The sequence below is a fragment of the Desulfoconvexum algidum genome (assembly GCF_055382125.1).
This window is the reverse complement of sequence record NZ_AP042394.1, coordinates 3,755,454-3,776,045: the sequence shown is the minus strand read 5'-3', so window position 1 is coordinate 3,776,045 and position 20,592 is coordinate 3,755,454. Positions and strand designations below refer to the sequence as shown.

14 protein-coding genes are annotated in these 20,592 nt (G+C 45.4%); 12 read left to right on the top strand and 2 right to left on the bottom strand.

The window, feature by feature from the left end:
• Positions 1-258 precede the first annotated feature (258 nt).
• From ACZ45G_RS17230 to ACZ45G_RS17220, 3 genes are read left to right on the top strand one after another with little or no spacing between them, the layout of a single operon-like run.
• A complete protein-coding gene (locus ACZ45G_RS17230; protein WP_464171718.1) occupies positions 259-486 on the top strand; it encodes a hypothetical protein in 228 nt (75 codons plus the stop codon).
• A gap of 19 nt (positions 487-505) precedes the next feature.
• On the top strand, positions 506-4,828 hold the full coding sequence (locus ACZ45G_RS17225) for a C25 family cysteine peptidase (RefSeq protein WP_464171717.1): 4,323 nt from the start codon (positions 506-508) through the stop codon (positions 4,826-4,828).
• Between the two features lie 6 nt (positions 4,829-4,834).
• Positions 4,835-5,206, top strand: a complete 372-nt coding sequence (locus tag ACZ45G_RS17220; protein ID WP_464171716.1) for a hypothetical protein — start codon at positions 4,835-4,837, stop codon at positions 5,204-5,206.
• A 297-nt stretch (positions 5,207-5,503) separates the two neighbouring features.
• Here the strand turns inward: ACZ45G_RS17220 and ACZ45G_RS17215 are convergent, their stop codons facing one another.
• Complete coding sequence (locus ACZ45G_RS17215) at positions 5,504-6,367, bottom strand: thioredoxin domain-containing protein (protein WP_464171715.1); 864 nt, start codon at positions 6,365-6,367, stop codon at positions 5,504-5,506.
• A gap of 668 nt (positions 6,368-7,035) precedes the next feature.
• Between ACZ45G_RS17215 and ACZ45G_RS17210 the strand changes: the two genes are divergently transcribed.
• The 3 genes from ACZ45G_RS17210 (at position 7,036) to ACZ45G_RS17200 (ending at position 14,233) form a co-directional block, all read left to right on the top strand.
• On the top strand, positions 7,036-7,734 hold the full coding sequence (locus ACZ45G_RS17210) for a dockerin type I repeat-containing protein (protein ID WP_464171714.1): 699 nt from the start codon (positions 7,036-7,038) through the stop codon (positions 7,732-7,734).
• A gap of 25 nt (positions 7,735-7,759) precedes the next feature.
• Positions 7,760-8,323, top strand: a complete 564-nt coding sequence (locus ACZ45G_RS17205; RefSeq protein WP_464171713.1) for a hypothetical protein — start codon at positions 7,760-7,762, stop codon at positions 8,321-8,323.
• Positions 8,324-8,848: 525 nt separating this feature from the next.
• Complete coding sequence (locus ACZ45G_RS17200) at positions 8,849-14,233, top strand: carboxypeptidase regulatory-like domain-containing protein (protein WP_464171712.1); 5,385 nt, start codon at positions 8,849-8,851, stop codon at positions 14,231-14,233.
• A gap of 32 nt (positions 14,234-14,265) precedes the next feature.
• On the opposite strand, the gene ACZ45G_RS17195 is transcribed toward ACZ45G_RS17200, so the two are convergent.
• A complete protein-coding gene (locus ACZ45G_RS17195) occupies positions 14,266-15,642 on the bottom strand; it encodes a S8 family peptidase (protein ID WP_464171711.1) in 1,377 nt (458 codons plus the stop codon).
• Positions 15,643-15,920: 278 nt separating this feature from the next.
• Between ACZ45G_RS17195 and gspG the strand changes: the two genes are divergently transcribed.
• Genes gspG through ACZ45G_RS17165 form a run of 6 tightly spaced genes read left to right on the top strand, consistent with a single transcriptional unit; the run spans position 15,921 to position 20,529 of the window.
• The gene (gspG, locus tag ACZ45G_RS17190) at positions 15,921-16,385 is read left to right on the top strand and encodes a type II secretion system major pseudopilin GspG (RefSeq protein WP_464171710.1); all 465 of its coding nucleotides are present in this window, start codon (positions 15,921-15,923) and stop codon (positions 16,383-16,385) included.
• Positions 16,297-16,884, top strand: a complete 588-nt coding sequence (locus tag ACZ45G_RS17185) for a pilus assembly FimT family protein (RefSeq protein ID WP_464171709.1) — start codon at positions 16,297-16,299, stop codon at positions 16,882-16,884. Before gspG ends, ACZ45G_RS17185 begins: the two co-directional genes overlap by 89 nt.
• Complete coding sequence (locus tag ACZ45G_RS17180; RefSeq protein ID WP_464171708.1) at positions 16,859-17,287, top strand: type IV pilus modification PilV family protein; 429 nt, start codon at positions 16,859-16,861, stop codon at positions 17,285-17,287. Before ACZ45G_RS17185 ends, ACZ45G_RS17180 begins: the two co-directional genes overlap by 26 nt.
• Positions 17,280-17,981 (top strand): PulJ/GspJ family protein, encoded by a 702-nt coding sequence (locus ACZ45G_RS17175; RefSeq protein WP_464171707.1) that lies wholly within the window; start codon positions 17,280-17,282, stop codon positions 17,979-17,981. Before ACZ45G_RS17180 ends, ACZ45G_RS17175 begins: the two co-directional genes overlap by 8 nt.
• Positions 17,974-19,110 (top strand): type II secretion system minor pseudopilin, encoded by a 1,137-nt coding sequence (locus tag ACZ45G_RS17170; RefSeq protein WP_464171706.1) that lies wholly within the window; start codon positions 17,974-17,976, stop codon positions 19,108-19,110. The genes ACZ45G_RS17175 and ACZ45G_RS17170 overlap by 8 nt, the downstream gene beginning before the upstream one ends.
• Positions 19,111-19,122: 12 nt before the next feature.
• Positions 19,123-20,529, top strand: a complete 1,407-nt coding sequence (locus ACZ45G_RS17165; RefSeq protein ID WP_464171705.1) for a hypothetical protein — start codon at positions 19,123-19,125, stop codon at positions 20,527-20,529.
• Positions 20,530-20,592: the final 63 nt, after the last annotated feature.

The following is a 20,592-nucleotide window of genomic DNA, read 5'->3' as shown; positions in this document are numbered from 1 at the left end:
CCATAAAAATTCCGGATGGTTTTTCTTCAGAATCTGTTTTTTTTTATTTTTATGAAGAGGTAAATAGACATTATATTTTTGGCATTCATAATTTCACGTATGGCTGCCCCCGTGCGCATGGAAGTTTGTAAACCATATCAGTGTAAGGCCATGCAGATGGGATTGGTTTGAAAAAGGGCCAGATTTTAATATGCCAGATTTTAATATGTCAGGGCAGATATAATTGAATATTGCTTTACACAAATTCGAGACTTTGATATGAATTTTGATATTAGAATTTCAAATCGTTTCGGGCTGAATTTATACTGTTTTCATAATGATCTGCTGCGTCTCTCTTTATTGGCTGGCGGTAATTGTATCATCAAAGGACTTTCAACATCTGCTGTGGGCAAACCGGGGCGAAATATGCGGTCTGCCCGTGGGCTGTCAGATGATCGTCGATTAGCTGTTTACGGTGTTGATGCCGGCGGTAACACCGGAATATAAAAATTTAAGGAGAAAAAAAATGAAAACACGATCATTCCTTTTTTGCTTTTTCGTCTTGGGATTCTTTTTTCTGGCGGCGGGTTTAACTGCAGCACAGGCAAACGGATCGGCACTGGTGGTTGATCAGTTCCAGGAGGAAGCCCCCTATGGATATTGGTTTGAAAAAAACGTTGTGCGCTGGCAGGAATTTAAACCTGTCCAGACATCCCTGGCACAGGTGGATCTTTATATCCACAAATCCGGTTTTCCCGGAAACCTGCTGGTGGCGATAAAGGACGGTAAACGGGTTCTATGGGAATCTGTTGTCTCTTCACGGAATGTTCCGGCCAACGGCTGGGTATCTATTCCTGTAGAACCGGAAATATCCCTGCAACCGAACCGTTCCTATGTCATTCAGGTGTGGGCGGATGCAGACTCACCCGACGTTCAAAACCGTTATTTTTGGGAAGGATTGCGTGATTCAGACTATATCCGCGGCATAAGCTCAGTGGAAGAGGCATCGCCCGGATATGATTTTGCTTTCCGGACATGGGCCGACACAAATAAACACGGTAAGGTGTGTTACATTCATGATGAAAATACGGCGGCAGCCCAGCATTTCAAAGCCCTTCTGGATGCCAACGGGTTCACGACCTCCCTGCTGGATGTAAGGACCCTGGGCGGAACTGATTTTTCCTCTTTTGACCTGATTATCACCGGCGATGACACAGGATATCATTATGATTATGACAACCCCGATGCGGTCCGGGAGCTGGCAGACTCGGGCAAACCGATTCTGGGTCTGGGGTACGGCGGGGCCGCCCTGTTCCAGGAAATGGAGCTTTTCATCAACTGGGGAAACGGGGCCGTCGGTTCGGGGCAGAACATTTATGTTCCCACCACCGGTCACGATATTTTCACCTCTTTTTTTGATATCGGTATTCCAAAGACAGGGATACTGGGGCTTTACAGTGAATCCTCTCCGGCCGTTGAAGAGTATGTCGGCAGCCTGCCAACCCAAGTGGATCTCATCGGCCGGATGGAAGGCTCTGAAAGTTACTACCCCCTGACCCGGGAAAATGAATATTTGCTCTGGGGGTTTCGAAATTCCCCGGATACCATGACAACAACCGGTAAAAAGCTGCTCATAAACACGGTGGCTTATCTTGCCGCCTTTACCCCGCCTCCCCTGTTTCTCTCTTTAAGCGTGGAAGATGCCCTGGAAGGGGTGGTGGTGAATAAAGTGACCGGGGATATTGGTGAGGGACCCACCAATTACACCCGTCTGGAGGTGGTGGCTAAATTGTTCAGTCTCAGTTCATCGGCCACGAATAATATCTCCGTGGATCTCACGGTTGCCAATAATGTTTTCGGCTCTCCCGTGCGGACATCGGTCAGGCCCACCAGCGGTGCCGACAGTACGACGGTTTCATACCAGACGATATCCTCCGGCAGATACCGGGTGACAGCGGATCTGTCTCCCGTGCTGTTCTGGGGGGTTCCCGTGTTTTATCGTACACAGATTGTCTGGCGTTTCCTGATTCCCGAGGACACCCCGCCCCAGGATATTTCTCTTGCTGCAGAAATCTTGCAGCCTGCATTTGATTCCACCGCCGGCGGTAAGGTCCGGATCCTGGCACCGGAAGCGGTCAGTTCCCTGATTGTGACCAATCGGGAGCTGCTGTATGACAACCTGGCCGAGGGTGAGGTGAACAATCTGCTGGCCCGCCTCTTTAAAGAAGCCCAGGGACATCCGGCGAGTCATTCACCCACCGGGGTGATTTATTATGCCGATCGCTATGATTCAAGGTTGTTGAACTGGGACAACACCAATGTTGACTACGCCAGCGAGGCCGCGGCAAACGTGGCGGCAAATGCCCTGGATGACCTGATTGAAGATTGGCATGACGATGCCACGCAATTCATGAGTGTCAACCTGCCGTTCATTGGACAGTTTACGTTTCCAGTGGCCTCTCCCCGTTACCTGCTGCTGGTGGGGGATGATGATATCCTGCCCTTTTACCGCTACAATGATCCCTACAACGATGAAAAGACATGGAATGTCAACAGCGCCACCAATCCGGCTATTCTGGCAACGGATCACGACTATTTTTTCACCGACAACCCATACGCGGACCTTGGCGGCGGTACGGACTGGCAGACAGGGGATATTGAACTGTGGAACGGTCGCCTGCTGGGCGAAACTGCAGCCGATATGCTTCAGCTTCTTGAAGAGGCGGTCAACTGGGACAACGGCCGGACCGGCGGTATCGTCATGGCCAGTGTTGACGGCTGGGAACTGGGCCTGGAACCCGATGACGGACGGGCCGGTGAAATTGCAGACCTGCATGATGTCCCGGGCCTTTTTATCGGCCGGGGGTTCACGGTCCGTAACGACAACACCCCTGCCGGCGAGGTGCAGACCATTGACGTCATGTCTCCCTGGGAGGGCGGGAGTGTGAGCTGGAACAATAATTTCAGGAATGCAGCCAATAACGCCGGCGGCATGGATCTGTTTTTTATCGGCGGGCACGACGGGTATGATCATGCCGTCATACCGGGCGATGATTTTGATCCCGGTGACACCCCCACTGTTTACACCCGGTTTGATAACGACCACCCCTTTGCCATGATCGTCGGGTGCCACGGCGGAACCCCGGTGCCGGATATAGATCTTGACGGCGGGATCGACAACTGTATGGTGTATGATCTGATTCACGAGGGCGCCCGGTCATACATCGGGGCCACCGGTTTCAGCTACGGATCTCCCAATAACCTGCACAAATGCACCTGGGGAGAACGGCTGATACAGCGGTATTTTGATAACCTTTTGATGCCCGGCGGTTCCAATTCCATGACCATCGGTAAAGCCCTGGCCGAAGCCAAGCAGGATTATACCTTTGGGTTTGGATCAAAGGACGCCCTGGACCGGAAAACCGTGACGGAATTTCAACTTTACGGGGTTCCCTGGTCCTTTCTGTTCTACCCTGACGCGGCTGCTGCTGAAGGGTTGGTGGAAAGTAAGTCGGATGCGGCTGCTGCCAAAGGCTACACCGTGGCGGCCCTGGATATTCAGGCCCAGGAAACAGCTGTGTACAAAAGGACCATTGACATCACCCTGCCGGAATACAGGATTGATGTTGAAGAGCAGAATAGTATCAAATATGCGCTTTTTTCAATCAAAGGTGGGGAGGTTGCCGTCTCACCGGATCAGCCCATCCTGCCGTTTATCAAAGGATTTTCCATGCCCCTGCCCCCGGGAGCTGAGATTCTGGATGTTCAATTGGTCAAGAGCAATTTCAGAAATATCGGAGATTATAATATCCCCATAGCAAAGGTCATGCCTTGGTCGGAAGGGGGACTGAACTACACCACCGAAACCGACATCACCGTCCCGGTCCCGGATGAAGCAGATCTTGTTCAATATCAGGTTTCCGGCGGTGAGGCCTTGTTTACGGTTTTTCCGATCCGGCATAATCCCACCACGGATGAGACCTGGTTTTCTGATTATTTTACCCTGGAAATTACCTACGAAGCCCCCATAGAAGTGATGATTTCACAATACTCGCTGGATCGGGAACAATATGCGCCGGGTGATCCCGTCCGGACAACGACACGGGTGTCCAACATCGGCAGTGAAGAGGTCCAGTTGACAGTGGCCCTTGCGTTTGTCGATTCGGCAGGCCAGGGAGTCGGACATACTGTTTCCAGGTTCTATTCTGTGCCTGCGGGACAGACCCTCACAGTTCCCCTGTCTTGGGAAGGAGAGGAACTGGATGACGGATCTTACACGGCCCAGGTCACACTCCTTTATGGGGGAAAGCTGCCGGTGGGAGGTGAATCTGTCCCATTTTCAGTTGTGAGCGGCAGCCTTAAGATTGAAGGTCCGGAGGAATTGCCGGCAGGGGGAAACGGTATCTTTAAGGTGACGTTTGCCAATTACAAGTCCTATACAGTTTCCGGAAGCCTGAAGGTGAACATCCAGAATACGGCCGGAGGACGCATCTATGAGCTGCCTGCCCGGAAGTTTGTGGTCAATGGTGAGGACGAGATTATGCTGGACTTTGACTGGCAGGTGCCGGATACGGCTTCCGGTGATTTTACTGCAACGGCATGGGTCCTTAATCAGGGCATTGGGCCCGCTTCAACTGCACTCAATGTGCAGCTTGATGTCTGTGAAGGAGATGTGGATCACGACCTTGACACCGATGCCGGGGATCTTGAAATCATGGCCTCTGAGTTCGGCAAAGCCGGCTGTCCCGGCGGATGCATGGGAGACCTTGATAAAGATTCAGACCAGGACGGCAAAGATATGGCAAAATTTGCCGAAGATATGGGCCGGTCAAATTGTCCCGGAATCTGATCCGTATTGGATGACACCCAGTCTGAAGATTCTGCGCCGGTATATGCGTATTTCATCAAAAAACAAATTCCTGTTGGTGAGATTGATGTGGCGGTAGTGGATCTCGTTTACTTTTTCTATTATCCTTACAACAGGGGCAAATCGGTATTCTCAACAATTTTTGAAAACCATGTGGGGGATTGGGAACACATTACCGTGCGGTTAGGATGGCAATATGCAGGTTCAGCATGGGAGTTTAAACCATCACAATTGTATGTATCAGCCCACGATTTCGGCGGTGCATATGACTGGGACTCTCCTGAAGTTGAAAAGAAAGATGCCTTCTGGAAGATATTTAATCATTATGAGGTAGACTGCAGTACAAGTTGTGATAACTGATCATTGAATTTGCTTGGTTTTACCAATTTGAAAGAGTATCAAATTATGTTTTGTTTGAAAAAAAATACTTAAAAACAGAAAAATGATTACATGATTTATCGTAACTTTTATTTAATTCGCAATAATCGTAACTTTTTTCCCCAAAAAAGGGCGATTTGAGTTTTTGTTGGCGATATTTACGATTTTTTTGGATAATTTTTTTCATAATTATAAAAGAAAAGTCACAATTCCTATTTCTGACTGTAATATCCCGGCCGGATATGACATATCCTATGGGTAAAAAAACGTCCAGGGAAATTATGGGAGATTTTTGTCAACGGCCAGCTTTTGAAGCTCGGCATCGACTAATTTTTTTAACCCTTTCATTCCCCGTTTTTTTAACCGGTACCCGTTTACAAAAATAGTCGGCGTCCCCCGAACACCGGCAGATTGACCGTTTTTAAGATCCATTTGAACCTGTTGATTTGTTTTAGGGTCGTTGCGGTCTGAATTGAATTTTTCAATGTCCAGCCCGGCGAGTCTGGCACATTCAAGGATTTTTTCTTCACTTAAGTTGTTATAACTTTGGAATAAAAGATCATGCATCGGCCAGAATCTTCCCTGTTTGTCTGCCGCTAATGCGGCCAGGGCAGAGGGTATGGCAAATTCATGCATTCTTAAGGGAAAATTCTTGAACAGGATGTTGACTTTCCCAGGATATTGTTCAAGCACCTGGTCAAGCAATGGGACCGCCTTGGCGCAATAGGGGCACTGGAAGTCCGTAAATACCGCAATTGTTACCGGTGCCCCGGGCGTGCCTTTGATCGGGGAGCCTTCTGTGCTGATAGTTTGAACGAAATCGACACGGATCACCTTGATGATATTGTTTCGCGAGTCAGACAGGTAAATTCGGTCTCCCGATCTGGAAGTGACAATCCTGTCGGCGGAATTCGCAAGCTGGAGGGTATCTTTTAAATTGCCGTCTGCTGAATAAATCTCAACCGATCCCTGGAGGGTCAGGACGAAAAATAATTGTCCGTCCCCGGACAGAGCGGTATCAAGCGGATTGCCCGAAGAGCTTATCTGGCGGAAATCTTCCATGGTCACTTCGGCCATGGCCATGGAAGGCCAATACACTAAAGTGGTAATTAAAATCAGATAGAAAATTCGTGTTTTTGTCATAAGATTAAGTCTCCCAAAAACGATTGCAGTATAAGAATTGAATATTGTCATACTACAGCTTGGGGAGATATTCAAATTAGAAGTTTAAAAATTTTCAGATTTGTCCTTTTCCGTTGGTGCAAATGTTACAAAAATTTCTTAAAAGCAGGAAAAAAAATTCACAAAAAAGGTATAACATTTCCTAAGGGAAAGGCGTAGAATTTGATATAAATATAGCGGGTTCCATTCAGTTTGATCGGTTTTGGAAATTTGCGACAAGGGATTTTTTTTGTAATTTTTTGGGATAGGCCTTGACTATAGGGCTTTAAGGCTTATTTGCCGATTTCGTATTCAGTTGGCGTTTGGTAAAATTATGAACGAAAAAAGAGAATCCTGCTTAAAAAATAATGGGAATTGTTTTTCCTCTGTATCTTTGGTTCATTATTATCAAAATCGAATATAAAGAATATTTTTTTAAAAAACATAGAAAAAATATTCTTTATATTCAGTGGTTTATAGAATGGTTCCCAGGAATTACGGCAAGATCATCTTTTTTTTAAAATCGATTTAGGCCTGGTGTAAATATTGCATATTTAAGCGTAACCCGTATTTCAAAGTTTAATAAAATCAGTTTTCTAAAGCAGTTTTAAGGTCTTTCTAATAATTTAAATTATTGAGAGGAGCAACTCATGATTAAGAAAAGTGCAAAATTTATCGGAGGGATTATTTCCCTCATTTTTTTGATGTCGTTTTCGGCATCTGCAGATGTGTCTGTGTATGCGGAGGGGGCTTACACAGACTCAGAAATAGCGGTTTACATCTATGCGGATATTACAGATCCAATCGTCAGTTATGGCGTGAAGCTCACATATGACCCTGATGAAGTGGGTTCACCGACAGCGGTCAAGAATGACGACACCTGGTATTTTGGAACGGCTGCCTCTCCATTGGCCACACCCAATGCAGATCCGGATGTATCCACCCAGGGAGAAGTCGTCATCGTGGGCGGCAAGCTTGATGAATCCGCTCCCACCGAAGGTGTTGTCGGAGATCGACAACTCATGGCTGTTGTCACATTCACCCGGATGGACGCTGCTATGCCCTTCGAACCGACCATCGGGCTGGAGCTTGGCAAGGGCGGCGATTATGCCAATTTTGTCCAGGTGGACGGCACTTTGATGGATGGGGGGGTGGTATTTGGAGCAACAGAGAGTCATGAACGTGGCGATGTAAATGCTGATGGTATTATAAATGTTTTAGACATGGGGTCAGTAAAGAACTACATGGTTAATGGAGGTAACGCATATCCTTGGATGGATTGTAATTCTGATGGCATTATCAATGTTCTGGATATGGGATGTGTAAAAGGTATAATGACACAACAATAATAATTTGTTTTATTAGGAGAATTCCATGAAGAAAATTATGCTATCTGTTTTTTTATTATTTTTTATTCCGGCGATTTCTTTTTCAGCTACCACTTCTTTTGTTATTGATGACACTGTTGATTTGTCGGTTGTTACTGGTTTTCAATTAGATATCCTTGATCAGGGATGGGATTTTGCTGGAAACGCAATGCTTCAAACTCGTTTTCAAGATGAGATGGTGCTCATTGGAGCTGAATTGATTCCTGGTGCTGTAACTCGTGTTCCTGTTTGGGATATTTTCAAAGTATTTACTCCCAATATAGGAGTTAGCGGTTTAGATAATACTTTTGGTAGTTTTCCGCTAACTTCCGGCGTTGTATTTCAAATTGATACCTTATTAACACCAGAACCAATAATGTTTAATCAAGATTCGTTTTTTTTAATGATGGGCTTTGGCGATGTTATGGCGGATGTCATACTTTTTAATAAAGAATTAGCTGATGGTTCTGTGGTCTATACCGCATCCATGGTTCCAATCCCATCATCCCTACTTCTCCTCGGTGGTGGTATCTGTGCTTTACTGGGTATTAGAAGAAAAAATCAGGGGTAGGATTCAGGATATATCTAAAAGATATTAAATAATATATTCGTTTGAATGAAAACAATTATGGGGCTTGGCATCAAACCAGCCCCATAATTGATAATGACTTGCCGGCATCTTGAGTACAAGCTGCAATGATTTGAATTGAAGGAAATTAAAACTTATTGTTGTCGTGTACTCTTTTGTCAGTTTCCAATTGTCTGCTACGGGGATACGGCAACCCGAGGGAGAGATCCTATCACCGGATCAGATGAAAAAGAGAAAAGGCCATGGTCTCAACATGGCCTTTTCTCTTTTTCATTCGGATGGCGGTCAAACGGTCACCTCATCCCGGACTGCGATAGATTATTTCTTGAAAAAAATTTAATGGATAAACAGACATGCTTTATGCCGGGGCATGGTACACATATTGCAAAAATTTTAGATTCAGTGCAGAAAATAATATTTTGGCATGGCAGGTTTCTATCCTGATGCCGTTATAAATCAATTGAGTGAACATAATGGTTATAACTTACAGACAGGGAGTTAAGAATCATGGAAAACAGGTTCCTCCGGTATTGTTTTAAGTTTTTTTTCACACAGATGTTGTTCTGGACGCTTTTTTTATCAAATGCACAGGCCCTGAGTATTTCAGGCGATATCACCTGCCCTGGATTTGACCCGGGGTCAGAAGGCCTGATCTATATCGGTGTCTTTGATGCTGAAGATGCAGATCCGGAAAATATGGTGGGTTCGACTCAATTGGCGGCACCGGGTGCCTATACCATTGATCTGGGGGATGCCCCGCCGGAAAACGTTATTGTCGTCGCTTTTTATGATGCGAACAATTCTTCGGTTCATGGAGATACTGTCCTTGACTGGCCTGAGCTCGGAGATGTCCTGGGGGGACACGCCGGCCTGGTGGCTATTGGAACCACGGATATCATTGCAATTGATATTGATATCGCAACCATCTATGCCGGAACAGGCGCCTATCAGCTCTATGATGATTTTACCAATGCATCAGGCCTGTTTGATGCCGATAAATGGAGCTCACTTGAGCAAATCAGACGGGTCAGGAATGGGACCTTTTTCTCCGGCATCAGAAGTTCTAACCGGTATGAGCGTAATGCTGCAAGGATCAACACAACAGAGCCGGTCATCCAATTCAAGGTCGATGTCATGGTTGAAAGTATTTCAGACGGGCTGGACGGCTGGAATGCTGTTTCTGCAAGCATTGAAACCATGCTGTACAATACTGCGTCTGCAACTCCCGATGACGCTGGTGGGGATCTGCAGGCAGGCCTTTATTTGGTAAAGCTAAATGGGAATTTCGGATTTTCAGGAATCATTCAACAGAGCATGAACAGCCAGGGAAATGAATGGCAGTGGATTTTTAACGAAAGCATTGTTATTCCCGGGGGTGCCCAGGAGAATACCTGGTACCAGCTTGAGATTTTATATGATCCATCAGCAGATTCTGTAACCTTCAATGTTTATGATGCCGGGGGTGTTTTACTCAATACTGCGGTTGCCGAAAATTTGCCTTCCTTTAAAGGTCCGGCGTATCTTTTTTCCGGTCCAGAGCTGATCACGGGCATCACCACATTTGACGATAGCCCGGGGCTGTGTCATGTCTTTGCACAATTTGATAATGTCTATTTGAACGGAGGCTTGCATGATAATTTTTCCGGGACTGCCCTTGATCCTTTAAGGTGGGGAGCCAATGAAATTGTCAAGGTCATGGAAAACAACAGCGCTGTTTTTATGGCCGATTCCAGGGGAGCCACGGAGACGGTGAGGCTCCAGACACCGATTTTCTTTGCCCATATGGCAGTGGATGTTAAAATTGATTCCGCAAGCCTGATTTCAGTTGGATCAAAGGGACGGTTCCGGTTGGAAGGCAACTTTTATAATGATGAACTGGGGTATGGCAGTGGCAGGGAGTATGACGGAGAGAAAGGAGATGTCTGGGCCCAGATTTACATTGACCGGACCTATAACGAAGCCGGTGACGATTATTCCATGCGGGCAGGTTATTCCATGGGCAAGGCCCTTGTGCCCCAGGTGGCTGATTATGGTGATCATGAACAGTGGGCTGATTTTGCTTTTGGAACCTTTGATGCCTTCCCCATTGATGCGGATAAGCCATACCGGCTTTCCATCAATATCACCGGCAGGCAGATGATATATACCATTACCGATTTAACAAATTCGGATACCCAGACCCTGATCTATGAGATTCCAGGCCCGGCCTATGACGCAAATGATCCTTATCGGGGGGTAACTTCCAGGGTATATGCCTATTCCGGTGCCGGGGGGACCATGATGGCCCGGTGTGACCAGTTACTGGTTGGCGGTGTCGTTGATTCCGACACGGACACTCTTTCAAATTTTGATGAAATCAGGATGCTGTTCAACCCACTGGACGGAGATATGGATGGAGATGGCATCATGGACGGGAATGAAGATAAGAATATTAACGGCAGAGTTGATTTTAATGAGACCGATCCGAAAAATCCCGATACAGACCAGGATGGTGTAAAGGATGGTACCGAGATAGGGCTTACCACTGCCCAGTTGCCGGCCTATGCGGATTCAGACTTTATCCCCGATTACGACCCTGCCACCACCACAAATCCTGCTGACCCAGATACCGACAGAGACAGCCTTCTGGATGGTGAGGAGGATAGTAATCAAAACGGCCGTGTGGATCTGGACATAGGCGAATCCGATCCAAACAAGGGGGTGACGGTGTCCGGCCGGGTGACGGACTCCCTTGAAAATCCCATTATAGGGTTATGGGTTCATGCCTTTGACAATGGATGCGGCGGAACATGGCTCGGCGGCGCACGAACCGATTCCAACGGAAATTACACAATGATTGAGATGCCGCCAGGGGATGTATATGTCGAGGCCTGTTCTCGGTGTGATGAGTTCATGTTTACAAATGAATGGTGGACCGGAACAGAAAATCCAGGTTCGGTAGAATGCAATGATGCACAGAATTTGAATGTACAGCCCGATGAGGACCGGTCGGGCATTGATTTTGAACTTGAGTCGGCCGGAGGGGTTTCCGGTATTGTAAAGGACAAGGATGGTAATTTGCTTCAAGGAATTCACGTGTATGCACAGTCTGCCGGCTGCAGCGGAATCTGGCTCAGTGGTGCTGATACGGATGAAAAAGGGAAGTATACCATAACCGGTATCCCGGAAGGGGACAGCATTATTCGAGCCTGTCCGGATTGCAATGGGAAGAATTATGTGGGTGAATATTATGACGGATCTGACGGCACTCTGGACTGCAGTGATGCAACTCCTTTGACTGTCGAGCTGAATCAGGTCATCTCCGATATTGATTTTGACCTTGCTGCTGCAGGTTCTGTATCAGGAACCATAACGGACAGCAACGATGACCCTATTCCAGGGGTGCATGTACAGGTGAAATCAGCATCCTGCGGAAACAGTTTTCAGTACAGTCAAGCAAATACTGACAGCAATGGCCAGTATGTCATCAACAGCCTTCCAGAAGGACCCGTTTATGTTTATGCCTGTCCTGAATGCAATGACCAGAATTATGTGGGTGAATGGTTTGATAATGTAAATAAGACCCAGGACTGCAATGATGCTGTGCGGGTTGAAATTGTTGTTCAACAAGAGAGCGGGAACATTAATTTTCAGTTGGAAACCGGTTATATGGTTTCGGGAAAGGTGCTGGATGACTCAGGTAATCCCGTTCCAGGAATATGGGTACAGGTAAATGACGAGCAGGCAGGTGTTTATCTTGGCGGGGCAAATACCGATGACACTGGTAATTATTCGATAATAGGATTACCGGCACCGTCATCGGAATATTATCGTGTTTATCTGAATTCTGGTGAAACCTATTATGTGGATGAAGAATATTCTGATCCGATCACACCGGGGCAGACAAATATTAATTTTACACCCCAAAAAGGGGGGAAAATTGTTGGTAATGTAAGCGGAGACGGTCAGGATCTATTTAATGTGTGCGTCAATGCCCATGGTATAAATTGTGGAAATCATATTAATGGAAGAGGTACCGATGAAAATGGTTATTACAGTTTTACCGTTCCTGCGGGAACCTATGCAGTAAACGCTGATCCAAACTGCAATCCAGACTTAAATTTCATCCGTGAATACTGGACAGCGGCGGGCGGTGAGCTTGATTGTGCCAATGCGGACAATGTCGTGGTGATCGTTGGGGAAGATACCCAGAAGAATTTTGACCTTTCTCCCGGCGGATCGGTTTCAGGGTCCATATGGGACGAGCAGGATCGGCCCATAGAAAATCTCTATGTGTATGTAGCGGATTTTGTAACCAATGCGTGGATGAACGGTGTCAATACGGCAGCAGACGGATCCTACACCATTGATGGACTCCCGGCAGGAACCTATCGTATCAATGCCTGTCCTTCCTGTGACCAGAAAAATTATAGAGATGAATTTTATGATGAAACCTATGACTGGGATCTTGCCACATCTGTAAAGGTAACGGCAGAAGCAGATACCCCGGATATTGATTTTAGGCTTGCTAAAGATGTGAACCGGATTGCATGGGGTGAAGTTGCTGTATATAACGGTGAATTGAGTAGCGCCTTTGATGTTCATCCCGGGTTTGCTCACCTGGTAAAAAGCGCCGGCTTGTCAGGTCCCAATGGGTTTACCTATGCGTTTGATATCCAGAATGATATATTGGAATGGCTCAATGAGTGCAGCTATTTGGTTTGCTGGGCCCATGATTTTACCGATGTGTTTGATTATGGAACCTACACCCTGACAGTGGCATTCAAGGATGGTGCAAGCGAATCCTATACCCAGACAATCGTTCCGATCAGCCTTGCGGCAGTGGAATCAGGGACCATGAATCATACGGTCAATCCCGACGGGAGCATTGATTTTTCATGGATCAACCCGGATACGACCAAAAGATACCAGGTCAGGGTTTACCAGGGCGGGGATCGATATTACAGGTCCGGTATGTTTACCGGTAACAGTCTGAGTGTGTCTGCCGAAGATCTTAGATGTCTTGTGCCGGGTGAAGCATATACCTGGCAGGTTCGTGCCTTTGACATGAATGACCCGTATTCCGCATGCCGGAAGAGCGAATCTGTTCAACTGACCTATGATCCGTCGGCCCTTGAAAACCGTGCCAAATGGTTTGAAGCAGCTAAATCCCAGGGAACAGGTCCTTCACCCGAGGATAAGATTGCCCTGTATTTTAATACGCGGCCGGGATCAAGGAATAATGTGATCAGCGCCCGGGTGGCTGGTCCGGATGACTTTATCCCCTACGAGTTTGATCTTGACAGGGACTGGTTTGATATGTCCACTGAGTCACGAAGGCTTAATGGCTGGAGTGGATTTTACAATCCGGGTTCAATTCTGGACGGAGAATACACCCTCATGCTTGCGTTTGGTGGCGGTTATTCTGAGACCCACACCTATACCCTGTCATCAGTTGTTCTGACGCCGGTGGCCGAGGGCACCATGAGTTCGAGGATCTATGAAAACGGAGCCATGCACTTTTTCTGGACACTTCCGGAAGGTGTGAACGGACAGAAATACAGGGTCCGCATCCGGAGTCTTGACGGGTCAAAAGAATTTTTTGTCTCGGGCACAATTCCTGATCTCACGGATCTCTATGCCTCCTTCTGGGATTTGAGGGGTCTGGTGCATGGGCAGACCTACAAATGGTTTGTCAGAGCCTATGATTCAGATTCTGATACCAGTATAAACAGCCCGGGCCATTTCTTTACATATGACCCTTTTCATATTTACCCCTACATAACCGGTGATATGGACAATGACGGTGTGGTTGATGGCAGGGATCTGGCTATGTTTGCAGGGCAGCTTGCTTCGCAAACAGCTGAAATTACGCTTGAGGCGTTTGCAGCCGGATTTGGATGGAACGAGTAGTCATCTGATATCCTAAGGTTTGGAAACGGTTTTTAGTGAAACAATTCCCTGGTGTCAATGGTTTTGACACCAGGGTTTTTTCTTAAATATGCGGCAAGTTTACCGGCAATATAGGCGGTTGAGATGGAGGTTCCGGCATAGGTGCCGGGATCACCCTTATTTCCCACGGGCAGGCTGGCAAATCCAGGGGCAGCAATATCCACAAAATCACCGTAGTTTGACTGTTTCCAGGCGTTCCCGTCCGGCGCAAGTGCCGACACTGAGATAACCGAGTCGTATCCGGCGGGATAGACGGGTTTGCCCGTGGGGCTGTTCCCTGCTGCAGCAACGATAATCAGTCCTCTGGATCTGGCATAATTCATTGCAGATTCAAGAAAACTACTTTTTGTCTCTGAACTCCAGCTTAGACTTAACACCTTTGCCCCGTTTTCAAGGGCATAATCAATGCTTTTCATTAAAATTGAGTTGGAGGTAAATCCATTGTCATCAAATGCCCGAACAGATATGACAGGATTTGAAAACTGGCCTGAAGATGTTCCCATGGGATGAATTTGTCCCGATGCGATCAATGCCATCTGGGTACCGTGGCCGACTGAATCGGAAATGGACGTTTCCGGAGAAAGCGCATCAAAGGCGGCATGGTTGAAGCTGTTGCCGGTATACTGCTCCATGAGGCCGGTATCAAGAACTGCCACAGAAAAGGATGTTTCAATGGTGTCAGGCGCTGGATCATGGATGCTGTTCTCCCCAAGGCCATTGTATCTTACGTTTTCTGAAGCCCTATAGGCATAGTCCGGCTCTATTGCGCCGACATGGCTGTCCTTCCTTAAAAGATCAATCACTTCCTGGAGATCAGCAGAATCAGGCAGGGTAATTTGGTAAACACCCAGATCCTTATTGACCATTTGGATGGTTGCCCCAAGTTTTGAAAGCAGTTGTTTTAGATGGGGGTGTGGCACAGAATTTTTAAAGGCCGTCAGAATTTTGTTTTTTACCTGGAGCGCATTGGTGTTTGGATTTTTTTCAATCTGAAGGTTTTTCGGCTGTTTCATGGGAAGGGCTTTGGTTATTTTACCGGGTCTGAATATGACAATTTCTGAGAGTCTGGGGGGCTTGTCGTTATCCCGGGTCCATATGAGGGCATGATCATATCCCTTGAGGATATCGGAAAGTGCTGCTTGAATCTCTTTATCCTTAAAATCGGCACTGATTTTTGGGTTGATTTCAGGATCAATTTTAACTTTGATACCTCTTCTGATAAGCTGTTTCAGTAGCACTTGCAAGGGTACCCTGTCTGAATTCAATGTCATTTTATCCTTGGAAATACTCAGATATGATGCCTGGGAAAATCCATGCATGAATAAAATGGATATGAATATGGTGAGGAACCTTATGATATTTTTTTTCATGGTAATAATCCTTTGATAACCCATAAAAGAATATTTATTATAGCATATTCGGTATAGAGGATGCCAGCAGCCATTTTTTTGAAACCAGGGCGCGATTATGTTTCACTGATAAGAAACACACTGTGGTCTCATCGGTCCGGAACCTTTCATGTTAAGGGATTCCGTGCCGATCGGACGTCATATCTCAGCCCTTTACTTGAAACAATAATAATGCTAAGACATTTAAGTAATCAAATAAAAAGTTTATTAATTCAAAAAAATCACAGGACTTAATTAGTATGAAAAATATGGATGATAAACAATATTTCAGTATTACCAATGAAAAAGGATTTTCATTTCTTGAGCTCATGGTTGTTGTTGTCATCCTGGGTATTCTGGCGACTTATATCGCCCCCAGGTTCATGGGCCGAACAGATGACGCAAAAGCGGTCAAAGCAAAGGTGGACATCGCTGCCATTGAAACAAGTCTTAAACTGTACAGCCTTGATAATGGCCATTATCCATCGACAGAGCAGGGATTGTCGGCCTTGATTGAAAAACCGTCGTCTGAACCCATTCCTTTGAACTGGAAAGAAAAAGGATACCTGGCAAAGGCAAGGATGCCCAAAGACCCCTGGGGCAGGGAGTATCTTTATCTTTCACCCGGTGTTCACGATGAGTATGATATCATTTCCTATGGCGCTGACGGGGCTCCCGGAGGAGAGGGTAAAAATAAAGATGTCAACAGCTGGGAGCTTGAATAGGCATAAAAAAATATCAGGTTTCACTTTGATTGAGCTGATTGTTGTTATCAGCATCGTCGCAACCCTTCTATTGTTTTCATTCCCTGTTTTTAGAGATATTGTCCTGTTTTACGACTCTGCAAGTCAGGTAGGCAATATCGTCCGTTTAGTAAATGATTTGAAAAAGCGGGCGGTTAAACAGAATGTTGATTATCTGATGCACATGGATCCTGGATCGGGAAGGTTGTGGGTAACCCATGACGACATGGACGATGCGGCAAGGGAGGCGGCAAAGGAAAAAGGCGTCTCTTTTTCAGACAAGATTGATATTGTAGATGTTGAATTTCCCGGTACCAGGGAAACAGGGAACATCGAAATCCGTTTCAGGAAGCAGGGCTATTCTGACTTTGCACTGATTCATCTCATCCAGGAGGAAAAAAACATAACCTTGAAAATAGAGCCGTTCCTCGCCCAGGTTCAACTTCTGAACAAACATGTTTACCTTGAAGACTGCATCTAAGATTATGATATCAGCCTCAAATGAAAAGGGATTCACTCTTTTGGAGGTTATGATCAGTGTGTCCATAATCGCCTTGATTTTGACCTCTCTTTTCAAAATGCAATCGGGCACCATCCGGCTGGCAATCGCTGGCAAATTTAACAGTACAGCCCCGGCATTGGCACAGCAGCTGCTATCAAGAATGGAAAGGGATCTTGCTGACTGGTCTGAGTCTGAAGGCGATTTCGGAGAAACTTTTCCAGGGATTAAATGGAGCTGTGAGATTTCAGATTCAGCGTTTGAAGAAATTGATTTTATCGATGAGGAGACCGCTAAACAATTTAAAAAGATTGATATAGAAATCACAGATCTGTCCGGGCAAAGGACATATAAAGTCAGTACCTGGAGGTTTGTAATTGAATAGGCCGGTAAAGAATAGATCAATACAGTGCAGATGCAAGGGGTTTACCCTTGTGGAGGTCCTTGTTTCCATTCTGATTTTTTCCATTGTTATTTCAACCCTTTTTTCTTCTTTTAAGGCATTTATCATTTCAAGCGAATACGTTAAGGACGACGTGACACATGGCGAAAAAATAAGAAATGTCTTGAAAAGAATCAATATGGATCTTGAATCATTGGTGGTTCTGCAGCCACCGCGATATAAAAAACCTGAATTTAATTCCGATCCAGACCCATACAGCTTTATTGGACAAGAGCAAGCAATGGGACAGACTGTTTTCTCATCCGTGGTGTTCACCTCCCTTGCCCATGCAATGCTTGGCACGGATCAAAGAGCTGGCGCTGCAAGAATCGCTTATTATTTAAAGGAAAACCAAAACAATACATATGATCTTTATCGGGCGGATTTTTTGTTGCCTTTTCCAGAAGAAATGGAATCTTGTGCAAATCCGGTGCTGTGCAGGGACATTTCCGGGTTTGAACTTGTATACACGGATTTTAACGGGGATGAGCACCAGTATTGGAATTCAGATGATCAGGAGTTTAAATATACCTTCCCAACAAGTATCGACTTGAAAATTACCCTTGGCTCAGGAGAAAGCCGGCAGGTATTTGAAACTTCCATTTCCATGGTTTCAGGAAGGGGCCCCATTGAATAGCCTCGTTCATAATGAACGAGGGGTTGCCCTCGTGGTGACACTTGCAATCGTTGCGATTCTATTGGCTGCTGCCCTGCAGCTGGGAAAATTTGTGGGTGATTCCGTCATGGTGACGCTGGTAGAAAAAGATCAATTTAATGCCGAGCAACTGGCATTGTCCGGCATAAATCTTGCAATTCTGATACTTGTTGAAGATGCCGCAAAGAGCGATCTTGATACGGTCCAGGAAACCTGGGCAGACCCCGACAAGTTGTCACAGGCTGTAAATGAATTAAATTTGGGAAAGGATACCCTTACCATAAAAATTATAGATGAATTCTCCAAAGTTCAAGTGAATGCATTAATCGATGAATTTCCTGGAAATCAGCTCAATGCTGACCAAAGAAGGATCTGGGAAAATTTTTTCAGGCCCAGGTTTTCAAATGATAAATCAATTGATGAAAGAGATCCTGCCGAGATTATTAATTGCGTAAAAGACTGGATAGACTCCAATGATGATGATGCCGTCACAGGGATTTCAGGAGCAGAATCAGATTATTATCTGGACCTTGATCCTCCCTATGTTTGTGTCAACGGGCCCTTTAATCATATTGATGAACTGTTGAATGTGAAAGGGATTTCAAAGGATTTATTAAAAACAGAAGGCCTGGACCCAGATGATGATCTGGCTGATGAACCGGCGGATGATCTGGAATCCAATGAGCTTGAACTCGGTGATATCTTTACCATATACGGCCTGGACAGAGAAAAAAGCAAAGGGGGGGGGTACCGGTATTCTGGAAGGGTGAACATTAATACAGCAGGCGTTGATGTTCTGGCCGGGCTTCTTCCGGAAGGGATGGAAGCATTTGCCCAGGATCTTGCAGATTACAGGGAGCAGAAGAGTGAAGAGGGTGATGTTTTTGTAAACGCACTTGACAAGGGATGGTATAAAAGGGTTATAGCATTGTCTAAAAAGGAACAAGACCAGTTGGATCGTTCCATAACCTATGTTAGCGATGTTTTTAAAGTAGAATGCCGAGCTCAAAAAAATGATACAATAACAGAACTCGTTGCGGTTTTGAAAAAGGAAAAGCACAAAGCGTCTGGAAAGTGGATGTTTAGAATCATCCAGATGGAAAGAAAATAAAGGAAATAATTTATGGCAGGATGTTTTTTAGGTCTTGAAATTGATATGCTCGGCATAAAAGCCATGATGATTGAGTCTGGTTATAAACAGGCATTGATTAAAGACGAGTGTCATGTCCTGTATGAAGATCTTCCTGATTCTGAAGAAAACCCGGACCCCTTTGCTGCCGGCATGGATATGGTTGCCCAGCAGATCGATCTTCAGGCATGTTCAACTGCCATCATTTTTGTATCCCCGCTTTTGGTATGTTTCAGAAATATTGCTCTTCCGTTTGATTCCGAAAAAAAAATCAAACAGATCCTGACCTTTGAGCTTGAACCCCTGTTGCCGGTGATCAGCCAGGCCTATATTTCAGATTTTCATCTGCTGACGGCTGACAAAGCATCAAACCTAATTTTGAGTGCCTCCATTGTTGAAGCCACGGTTGAAAAATATTTTTTAAAGCTGGGCAGTTTCGGTATTAAGCTTTTGCTTGTGACGCCTTCCGGATATGCCGCTGCAATCGGTTTTTTAAGAGAACATAAAGATATTTCAACATTTGCCTTGCTGCATGTTGCCGATTTTGAGATTACCCTTGTGCTGGTGCACAACCGAAAACCCAGTGCAGTGAGGACTTTCTTGACTTCCCAATACTCTTCTGAAGAGTTTTCGGTTTGCGTTAAACAGACCATCATGGGGTTCAACCAGAGAACAGGGTCTGATATTTTGTTTGATATCTTTGTTAATTCTGATGGGGATAATCCTGCGGCAGACCATATTTATACAGTTCTAAAAACAAAATATCAGACCGGATCAAGAGTAAAAACAGATGCCACTGCGCAATGGTTAACGATGTCACCGGATAAACGGGTAAAATATCTGTTCAATTTTTGTCAAGGGCAGTATGGCTCAAACTCTTTTGTAAAGACATATCTTCCCAACATTGCAGCCGGTGTTGCTCTTTTTGTTATTGGTTTTACTTTGTTTATGGTAAGCTTTGGGCTTGATAACTCAAAATTGAACGAACAGATAGCTGCCATTGATAACAAGGCCGTCTCCATTTTTATGGCAACCTTTCCTGATAAAAAAAAGGTTCAGGACCCATATCTTCAGATGAAGGCAAATGTTCGGGAGGCAATTAAGAAATCAGGTACAACAGGGGATGAAGATCGACTTATCAAAAATAAAGATTTTAAACTGGTGGTAATCATGGCTGAGCTTTCAAAGACAATTTCTTCTTCAATAGATATGGAGACCTCCAGATTTTTATTCAATAACGGGCGCCTGGTTCTTTCAGGATCAACTGATAATTTTAATAACGTAGACAATATTAAAAGCAAAATAGAATCCTCGGATTTATTTGAACGAGTAAGTATCAGCAGTGCGGCAGCGGACAAAAAAGACAACAGGGTTAACTTTAAATTTATTATAGAAATGTAAGGTATTATGATGCCCGATTTTTCTAGACGTGAAATAAACGTATTAATGTTGGGGATTACCTTT

Bases quoted from the DNA above. Each gene is read 5' to 3' on its own strand.
- ACZ45G_RS17230 (WP_464171718.1), top strand. From the start codon at position 259: ATGAATTTTGATATTAGAATTTCAAATCGTTTCGGGCTGAATTTATAC.
- ACZ45G_RS17225 (WP_464171717.1), top strand. From the start codon at position 506: ATGAAAACACGATCATTCCTTTTTTGCTTTTTCGTCTTGGGATTCTTT.
- ACZ45G_RS17215 (WP_464171715.1), bottom strand. From the start codon at position 6,367: ATGACAAAAACACGAATTTTCTATCTGATTTTAATTACCACTTTAGTG.
- ACZ45G_RS17210 (WP_464171714.1), top strand. From the start codon at position 7,036: ATGATTAAGAAAAGTGCAAAATTTATCGGAGGGATTATTTCCCTCATT.
- ACZ45G_RS17205 (WP_464171713.1), top strand. From the start codon at position 7,760: ATGAAGAAAATTATGCTATCTGTTTTTTTATTATTTTTTATTCCGGCG.
- ACZ45G_RS17200 (WP_464171712.1), top strand. From the start codon at position 8,849: ATGGAAAACAGGTTCCTCCGGTATTGTTTTAAGTTTTTTTTCACACAG.
- ACZ45G_RS17195 (WP_464171711.1), bottom strand. From the start codon at position 15,642: ATGAAAAAAAATATCATAAGGTTCCTCACCATATTCATATCCATTTTA.
- gspG (WP_464171710.1), top strand. From the start codon at position 15,921: ATGAAAAATATGGATGATAAACAATATTTCAGTATTACCAATGAAAAA.
- ACZ45G_RS17185 (WP_464171709.1), top strand. From the start codon at position 16,297: ATGAGTATGATATCATTTCCTATGGCGCTGACGGGGCTCCCGGAGGAG.
- ACZ45G_RS17180 (WP_464171708.1), top strand. From the start codon at position 16,859: ATGTTTACCTTGAAGACTGCATCTAAGATTATGATATCAGCCTCAAAT.
- ACZ45G_RS17165 (WP_464171705.1), top strand. From the start codon at position 19,123: ATGGCAGGATGTTTTTTAGGTCTTGAAATTGATATGCTCGGCATAAAA.